Source organism: Phenylobacterium sp., assembly GCF_030693805.1.
Classification (GTDB): domain Bacteria; phylum Pseudomonadota; class Alphaproteobacteria; order Caulobacterales; family Caulobacteraceae; genus Phenylobacterium.
Genome location: NZ_JAUXZW010000405.1, coordinates 1 through 8,339, shown reverse-complemented (window position 1 = coordinate 8,339; position 8,339 = coordinate 1). Strand labels below are relative to the sequence as shown.

7 protein-coding genes are annotated in these 8,339 nt (G+C 68.7%); 2 read left to right on the top strand and 5 right to left on the bottom strand.

What is annotated here, in order from left to right; translation table 11 throughout:
* Positions 1-1,096 (bottom strand): class I SAM-dependent RNA methyltransferase (locus tag Q8M88_RS16190; RefSeq protein WP_305598187.1); only part of this gene is annotated, 1,096 nt, incomplete at its 3' end.
* A gap of 160 nt (positions 1,097-1,256) precedes the next feature.
* Between Q8M88_RS16190 and Q8M88_RS16185 the strand changes: the two genes are divergently transcribed.
* Together Q8M88_RS16185 and Q8M88_RS16180 are read left to right on the top strand one after the other, a co-directional pair.
* The gene (locus Q8M88_RS16185) at positions 1,257-1,673 is read left to right on the top strand and encodes a glycine zipper 2TM domain-containing protein (protein ID WP_305598186.1); all 417 of its coding nucleotides are present in this window, start codon (positions 1,257-1,259) and stop codon (positions 1,671-1,673) included.
* Positions 1,674-1,719: 46 nt separating this feature from the next.
* The gene (locus Q8M88_RS16180) at positions 1,720-2,364 is read left to right on the top strand and encodes a glycine zipper 2TM domain-containing protein (RefSeq protein WP_305598185.1); all 645 of its coding nucleotides are present in this window, start codon (positions 1,720-1,722) and stop codon (positions 2,362-2,364) included.
* Between the two features lie 46 nt (positions 2,365-2,410).
* Here the strand turns inward: Q8M88_RS16180 and Q8M88_RS16175 are convergent, their stop codons facing one another.
* The 4 genes from Q8M88_RS16175 to Q8M88_RS16160 all read right to left on the bottom strand — a co-directional run.
* The gene (locus Q8M88_RS16175; protein ID WP_305598184.1) at positions 2,411-3,166 is read right to left on the bottom strand and encodes a TlyA family RNA methyltransferase; all 756 of its coding nucleotides are present in this window, start codon (positions 3,164-3,166) and stop codon (positions 2,411-2,413) included.
* A 2-nt stretch (positions 3,167-3,168) separates the two neighbouring features.
* Positions 3,169-4,929: a class I adenylate-forming enzyme family protein gene (locus tag Q8M88_RS16170; RefSeq protein WP_305598183.1), complete on the bottom strand. Its 1,761-nt coding sequence runs from the start codon at positions 4,927-4,929 to the stop codon at positions 3,169-3,171.
* Positions 4,930-5,011: 82 nt separating this feature from the next.
* Entirely contained in the window at positions 5,012-7,678 is a 2,667-nt protein-coding gene (locus Q8M88_RS16165; RefSeq protein ID WP_305598182.1) for a valine--tRNA ligase, read from the bottom strand.
* A gap of 234 nt (positions 7,679-7,912) precedes the next feature.
* Positions 7,913-8,339, bottom strand: a 427-nt coding sequence (locus Q8M88_RS16160) for a DUF2497 domain-containing protein (RefSeq protein ID WP_305598181.1), incomplete at its 5' end; no start/stop codon positions are given.

Here is an 8,339-nt window from a genome sequence, read left to right as displayed (position 1 = left end):
GGGGCGGATCGAACACCACGGCGTCGATCTTCTTCAACTCCTCGGCCAGGACTGGACGGCGGACCAGGTCGCGGGTCTGCGCCGTGATGCCCTTGAGGCCCGGCGCAGACGCGATGGCGCCGGAGAGCGCACGCACCGCGGGCGCGGAGGAATCCACCGCCAGCACGGGTGCGACCTGCGCCAGGCGGAAACTGAACGCGCCGACGCCGCAATAGAGGTCGGCGATCCGAGAGGCGCCCTGAACGGCGTCCACGGCGAAAGCGGCGAGTGCGGCTTCGGCTTCGGAGACCGCCTGCAGGAAGGCGCCGGCTGGCAAGGCCACGTTGGCGGGGCCCACGCGCACGGTGGGCTGACGCGACATATAGGCCGCCTCGCCGTCCAGGGTGACGCGGGCGAAATCGGCCGCCGCCGCCTGGTCGGCCAGCCGCATGCGCGCGTCGGCCGACAGCCCGCCGCCGCTGCGCCGCTCGACGCCACTGATGTCGACGTCGAGACCGGCGTCGCTCCAGGTCAGGTGCAGGCTGGGCGCGGACTTGGCGTGCTGGAACAGCGGCGCCGCCAACCGGCGAAGCGCTGGGATCGCCGCAACCAGCCGCGGATCGGCGATGGTGCAGACCTCGATGTCCACCAGGCTCCAGCTCTTGCGCGCCTTGTAGCCCAGGCGCGCCTCGCCGCGGCGGCCCTGCCGCGCGTGCAGCGTCAGGCGCCGGCGCGATCCAGGTGGCGCGGCGAAAGGCTTGAGGAACTCGGTCTCGATCCGCTCGCGCGCCAGGGTGGCGACCAGCCGGTCGACCTTCCAGGTCAGATAGGCTGAATGCTCCCAGTGCTGCAGCGCGCAGCCGCCGCAGGCGCCGAAGTGCGGACAGGGCGGCTGGATACGCTGAGCGCTTGGTTCCAGCACCTCGACCAACTCGCGTCGTTCGCCGGTCCCAGCGACCCGCACCCGCTCGCCCGCCAGGGTGAATGGCGCATAGATCGGGCCTTCGGCGATGCCGTCACCCTCCCCGCCTACCGCCTGGATGCGGATGTCGGTCAGAATCTGGCTTGCGCCGCGCTCGATGGATGGATCGGCCGCGAGCGGCCCGGAACCTCGCATGGTCAAGCCCATTTAGCTTTGGAAACAACGGCCGAGGAAAGCTCGGCCGTTTCATGAACGAAGATGAACGACCCGCTCAAACTCCGTTCACCTTGGTTCGGTCATCTTGCCATTCGATAAGCGGCGATAGGCGCCGCCCGTTCGAGCGAAGGAGAAGCCCGTGAAGCGTATACTCGTTTTTAGCGCCGTCGCGGCCATCAGCGCATCGACTCTCGCCGCGCCTGATTTCGCCGCCGCTCAATCGCAGCGCAATTATGGGTCCAGCGACCCGTGCCGCGATCAGCAACGCCGTCAGGCCAACACCGGCACCCTCACCGGCGGCGTCCTCGGCGCGCTCGTCGGCGGCAGCGTCGCCGGCAATGGCGCGAAGACCGAAGGCGCCATCCTTGGCGGTGCGGTCGGCGCGGTGGCCGGCCACCAGATCGCCAAGAGGAACTTCAAGTGCGGCAATTACCCGAGCCGGGTGTCGCAACGCCGCAACTGCCGCTGGGTGCAGGAATATTACGGCGGCCGTAACCACAGCTTCGAAGTCTGTCGTCAGCGCGATGGCGTCTGGCGGCCAAGCGGGCGCGGCTAGGCCGCGCACGGCGTCCACTTTTCAGAACCCCAGGGGGGACAAACCGATGATCCAGAATTCCAGATTTGCTAAGGGCGCATTCGCCGCGGCGGCGGCCGTCGTGGCTCTCACCGGCGTCGTGGCGGCGCCCAGCGCCGCCTCGGCTCAGCCATATGGCGCCGGCTACTACGATCCGTGCAGGCGCGACGAGACCAACCGCGGCACGGCCGGAGCTTTGTTGGGCGGCGCGCTGGGCGCGGTGATCGGCTCCAACGCCGCGGCCCGCAACGCCCGCACTGAAGGCGCGCTGCTAGGCGGCGCGCTGGGCGCAGTCGCCGGCGGCGTGGTCGGCAACAACTCGGCCGCCTGCCGCAATGGCGGTTACCAGCCTCGCAGCAGCTATAACAATGGCTACTACAACGGCAACACCAGCTATTATAACAACTACAACAACGGCTCACCCTACTACACCGACAGCCGATATCCGGATCGCCGTTACGACAACGACATCCGTTACGGCTACAGCGCGCGCTACGACAACGCCTACGCCTACGATCGGTACGGCGACCGCTTCGCCGTCAGCGACCGGCCGGTCGGCAGCGACGGCTGCACCCTGGCGGAAAGCCCGATCTACCTGCCCGACGGCCAGGTCGAGAAGCGTTTCGTGCGCGTCTGCCAGGACCGTTCCGGCCGCTATCAGGTCGTCGACTAGAGCCTGAGACTTCCCAAGTCTGAGACGAACCTCCCCGTTCGTCGCCTCAGCCGCCCGCGTTCGCGCGGGCGGCTTCTTTTTGCGCCCAGAGCAGATACTCCCGCGCTCCGTCTCCGCCGGCGATCGGGCTGTCCGCCACGCCGGCCACGCGCCATCCGCTTGAGGTCAGGAACACTGCTGCGTCGTCGAGCGTGCGCCGCCGCACCGCCTCGTCCTTGACCATGCCGCCCCTGCCGACATGCTCTGGTCCTGCCTCGAACTGCGGCTTGACCAGGGCGATGAGGTGGGCGCCCGCCTGCGCCAGCCGCAGCGCCTGCGGCAGGGCCTTTGCCAGGCCGATGAAGCTCACGTCGCAGACCACCATGCTTACAGGCTCGGGAACCAGCCGGGCGTCGATGGCGCGGGCGTCCGTCGCCTGCAGGTCGATGACCCTGGGGTCGGCGGCGAGTTTCGGATGCAGTTGCCCGCGTCCCACGTCGACCGCGTAGACCCGCGCCGCGCCGCGCGCGAGGCAGACCTCGGTGAACCCGCCGGTCGAAGCCCCGACGTCCAGTACGATCCGCTCCTCGACAGCGATCGGCCAGAGGTCGAGGGCGTGGATCAGCTTCAGAGCCCCGCGGCCGACCCAGGGATGGGCCGGCCCAGCCTCGAGATGCACGTCATCGGCGACGATTTCTGACGGCCGCGTGGCGATGCGGCCGTCTATGCTGACTTGGCCGGCCTCGATGGCGGCCCTCGCCTTGGCGCGGCTTTCCGCTAGGCCGCGCGCCACGAGGGCCAGGTCGAGGCGCTGGCGGTTCACGCCTAGTTCGCCGCCGGCTCCGCTGCGAACCAGCCTTTCAGCTCGCTCTTGAGGATCTTGCCGTTGGCGTTGCGCGGCAGGGTCTCCGTGGCGATCAGGACCCGCACCGGGACCTTGAACGCCGCCAGCCGTTCGGCCACGTGAGCCCGCAAGTCCTCCTCGCTGGCCTGCGCGCCCGGACGCAACGCGACGACAGCGGCCGGTTCCTCGCCGAGCGTGCGGTGCGCCAGGCCCACCAGGGCTGCGTCCATCACCGCCGGATGGTCGTAGAGGGCGTTCTCCACCTCGATGCAGTAGATGTTCTCGCCGCCCCGGATCAGCATGTCCTTGGCCCGGTCGATGATGTAGCAGAAGCCATCCTCGTCCAGACGCGCCAGGTCGCCCGTGCGCACCCACCCGTCGATGAATCCACTGGCGGTGGCTTCTGGCCGATTCCAGTAGCCGCTGACCACCATCGGCCCGAACGCCAGCAGTTCTCCCACCTCCCCCACCGCCAGCTCGCGCGATGGATCGGCCGGATCGACGATCTTCAGGTCGGCGACGGCGGCCGGCGGGCCGCAGGAGTCGGGCCGGTTCAGATAGTCCTCGGCGGAGTTGCTGGTGACCGTGCCGCTGGTCTCGGTCATGCCCCAGCCGATGCCGGGCTGGGACCCCGGAAAGGTCTCGCGGATCTTGCGCACGAGCTCGGGCGCGGCCGGCGCGCCGCCGTAGATCACCGCCTCCAGCGACGACAGGTCGTAGTCGGCGCGCGCCGGGTGTTCGATGAGTTGCCAGGCGATGGTCGGCACGCCGCCGGCGGTCTGGATCCTCTCGCGGGCGATCAGTTCGAAGGCGCGGACCGGGTCCCAACGCCGCATCATCACCAGCTTGCCGCCCGCCGCCAGGGTCGGGTTGAGGAACGCCACGCATCCCGTCACGTGGAAGAACGGCACCGACATCAGCATCGATCGCTGCGCCGTGTCGTCGGTTGTCGCCGGCGGGATTTCGCCACGGCGCAGGAAGACACGCGCGCTGGCGCAGGCCGAGGTCAGGATGTTGGTGTTGACGCCGCGATGCGTGCCCAGCGCGCCTTTTGGCGCGCCCGTCGTGCCTGAGGTGTAGAGCAGCGTCGCCGGATCATCGGGATCGATCGGAGTAACGGGCAGCGGGACGTCATCGAGGCCCGACCAATCCTGCGGAGCGCCGATCACGCTCTCCAGACGCACGACATGGGGGTCGGGGATCGCCGCCTCCCCGCCGCGGGCGATGTAGATCCGCTCCAGCTCCGGGCAAGCGCCAAGCTGCTCGGCGACGCGCGCCGCACGCTCGGCGTCAAAGATCGCGACCTTCGCGCCGGAATTCGTCAGTGCGTACTGAAGTTCCTGAGCGGTCCACCAGGCGTTCAGCGGAGTGGCGATCGCGCCCAGTGAGACGACGGCATAGAAGGCCACCGGCCATTCCGGCAGGTTGCGCATGACGATCGCCACGCGGTCGCCCTTGACCACACCATGGGCGGACAGGTCCTGGGCGAATGTCGCGACCGCGCGATGGAAGGCCTCGAAGCTGACCCGCTCGTCCTCGTGGACCAGGAAGATCCGCTCGCCATGCGCCCGGCTCATCGCCACCACGGCGCGCAGGCTGGGCGGCGTGTTCTTCCAGGTGCGCGTCGGCCGCCCGGCGATGTTGACCGTCTCGATCTCAAGCGGCTGGCCCGGCGCGGTCAGCAAGGCATGGGCCTGGGCGATCGACATGGCCGGCCAGGCGGCGGCTTGCGCCTCAGACATCGTGTTCCTCCCGAACGGCGGTCAGCGCCGCCTCAAAACGAGCCAAACACGAGCCGGCGCGCAAAGCCAACGCCGCATGCGCTCAGGCGGCCGGAGCCAGGCGGGCGAGCGCCGCTTCCAACTTCGCTTTGGTGTCCTCGGCTTCCGCCAGGCGTTCGCGGTTCTCTTCCACCACCTCTTCCGGCGCGCGGGCGACGAAGTCGGGGTTGGAAAGCTTGCCCGCTGTGCGCTGGATGTCGGAGGCGAGCGCGGCCACCTCCTTGCCCAGGCGCACACGCTCCGCGTCGACGTCGATCACGCCCGCCAGCGGCAGCGCCAGCGTCGCGCCTTCGACGACGTAGGGAATCGAGCCCAGCGGGGCCTGGGCCTCGAACCTGACCTCGCCGATACGCAAGGTCTGGGCGATCACCACGGCGTTGGCCGACAGAATGCCGCGCTGGCGCTCGTCGGCGTCGATGACCAGCAGGTCCGGACGCGCGGCCAGCGGCACGTTGAGCGCAGCCCTGACGGAACGGCCTTCCTCCACAGTGGCGCGGACCAGACCGATCTCGGCGTCGGCCTCGGCGTCCACCAGCGAGAGCGGCAGGTCAGGCCAGGCGGCGCTGATCAGCAGGCCCTGGTAGGTGCGCGTGGCGCCAAGGTCCGAGGTCTGGGCCCAGAGCTCCTCGGTGAGGAACGGCGAGACGGGGTGGAGCAGCTTGAGGATCACGTCCAGCACCCATGCCGCGCAGGCGCGGGTCTCGTCGCGGGCGGCCTCGTCGGCCCCGTTGAGGATCGGCTTGGCGAGCTCCACGTACCAGTCGCAGAAGGTGTTCCAGACGAAGCGGTAGAGCACGCCGGCCGCCGCGTCATAGGCGCAGGCCTCCAGCGCGGCGGTCACGGCGGCGGCGGCGCGCGCCGTCTCGCCGGCGATCCAGCGGTTCAACGTCGACTTCAGATTCGTCGGGTCGAAACCCTCGGCGCGGGCGCAGCCGTTCATTTGGCAGAAGCGCGTGGCGTTCCACAGCTTGGTGCCGAAATTCCGATATCCTTCAATGCGCTGACGTGACAGCTTGATATCGCGCGCCTGGCCGGACATGGCCGTGAGCGTGAACCGCAGGGCGTCGGCGCCGTAGTCGTCGACCAGCTCCAGCGGGTCCATGACATTGCCCTTGGACTTCGACATCTTCTTGCCCTCGGCGTCGCGGACCAGGGCGTTGATGAACACGCGGCGGAACGGAACCTCGCCGGTGAAGTGCAGGCCCATCATCATCATCCGGGCGACCCAGAAGAAGATGATGTCGAACCCCGTGATCAGCGTGTCGGTCGGATAGAACCGATCGAAGTCACGGGTCTGCTCGGGCCAGCCCATTGTTGAGAACGGCCAAAGGCCGGACGAGAACCAAGTGTCGAGCACGTCCTCGTCCTGACGCAGCGGCTCTTCACGACCGTAGTGCGCCGCGGCGGCGGTCTTGGCCTCGGATTCGGTCTCGGCGACGAAAATCTCGCCGTCCGGGCCGTACCAGGCCGGGATGCGATGTCCCCACCACAGCTGGCGCGAGATGCACCAGGGCTGGATGTTCCGCATCCATTCGAAATAGGTCTTCTCCCAGTGGCGGGGCTCGAAGACGGTCGCGCCGTCCTCCACCGCCTTGATCGCCGGTTGGGCCAGGATCTCGGCGTTCACGTACCACTGATCGGTCAGATAGGGTTCGACGACGACCCCGGAGCGGTCGCCGTGCGGCACCACGTGGCGAGTCTTCTCAATGCCTCGCAGCAGGTCCAGCGCCTCGAACTGTTCGACCACCTTCTTGCGGGCGGTGAACCTGTCTAGACCGCGATAGTCCTCGGGCGCGGTGTCGTTGATGCGCGCGTAGTCGTCGAGGATGTTGATCTGCGGCAGGTGATGGCGCTTGCCGACCTGGAAGTCGTTGAAGTCGTGGGCAGGCGTTACCTTGACCGCGCCGGAGCCTTTTTCCGGATCGGCGTACTCGTCGCCGATGATCGGGATCAGGCGGTCGACGATCGGCAGGCGGACCTGCTTGCCGATCAGGTGCCTATAGCGCGGATCGTCTGGATGCACGGCGACGGCCGCATCGCCCAGCATGGTCTCAGGCCGGGTCGTCGCGACCACGATCTCGCCCGACCCGTCGGCCAGCGGATAGGCCAGGTTCCAGAAGTGCCCGTCGACCTCGCGCGCCTCGACCTCCAGATCGGAAATGGCGGTCTGGAAGTGTGGGTCCCAGTTCACCAGCCGCTTGTCGCGGTAGATCAGGCCTTCCTTGTGCAGTTGGACGAACACCTTGCGCACGGCGGCCGACAGACCTTCGTCCAGGGTGAAGCGCTCGCGGCTCCAGTCGCAGGAGGCGCCCAAACGGCGAAGCTGACCTACGATGGTCCCGCCCGATTCGGCCTTCCACTCCCAGACCTTGGCGACGAACGCCTCGCGGCCCATCTCGCGGCGTCCGACGTTGCCGGCGGCGGCAAGCTGGCGCTCCACCACCATCTGGGTGGCGATGCCGGCGTGGTCGGTGCCGGGCAGCCACAGCGCGGCCTTGCCGCGCATCCGCTCGAAGCGGATCAGCACGTCCTGCAGGGTATTGTTCAGCGCATGGCCGAGGTGCAGCGACCCGGTCACATTGGGCGGCGGGATGACGATGCTGAACGGCTCGGCGGCCGGATCGTCCACAGGCGCGAAGGCGCCGGAGGCCTCCCATGCGGCGTAGAGGCGCGGTTCAGCGGTCGTCGGATCGAAGGTCTTGTCGAGCATGGCGGTTGCATACAGCCCCGCCCCGCGCGGCGGAAGCGGCGAACGCGCAAGCTACTATGCCGACAGACGGAGGAGGAACCGGGCCTTCTTGCTCCTCCCTCGATTCATCGGGCGAGGTGGCTCGCCCGCAGAACGTGACGGAGGGGGCGCAACCGCGTGATCAGGATGTATCGGCACAATGGGCTCGCTCGCCCCCTCCGTCCTCCGCGGGACAGCGGAGGAGCTGGCCGTCGCCTATCGCGCGCGATTGCGGGCGATGCGCTCGACTTCCTCGGCGACCGAGGCCTGGACGATGGAGGGAAGGTTGGCGTCGAGCCAGTCCTTCAGCATCGGACGAAGCATCTCACGCACGACGTCTTCCAGGGTGTGGCCGTGACGGGGCATGGCGATGGCGGCCGACAGCTGTCCGAACGCGGAGGACGCCGCGGACGCCGCCGCAGCGCTCACCAGGGTGTCCATGGCCGGGGGCGCAGGGTACGGCGCGGGTTCCGGCTCGGGCGCCGGCGGCGGGGTGTAGGCGCTCATCGGCTCGGGCTCCGGCGCTGGCGCCTCGTCGGGGATGTAGGCGTCGATGTCGCCATGGGTCTCGACCCTCTCGGTAAGCTCCAACACTTCGTCTTCGACCAGCGGTTCCGGCTCGGGCGCGGCCACCGCCACAACG

Coding starts and splice junctions, on each gene's coding strand:
- Q8M88_RS16180 (WP_305598185.1), top strand. CDS start 1,720: ATGATCCAGAATTCCAGATTTGCTAAGGGCGCATTCGCCGCGGCGGCG.
- Q8M88_RS16170 (WP_305598183.1), bottom strand. CDS start 4,929: ATGTCTGAGGCGCAAGCCGCCGCCTGGCCGGCCATGTCGATCGCCCAG.
- Q8M88_RS16165 (WP_305598182.1), bottom strand. CDS start 7,678: ATGCTCGACAAGACCTTCGATCCGACGACCGCTGAACCGCGCCTCTAC.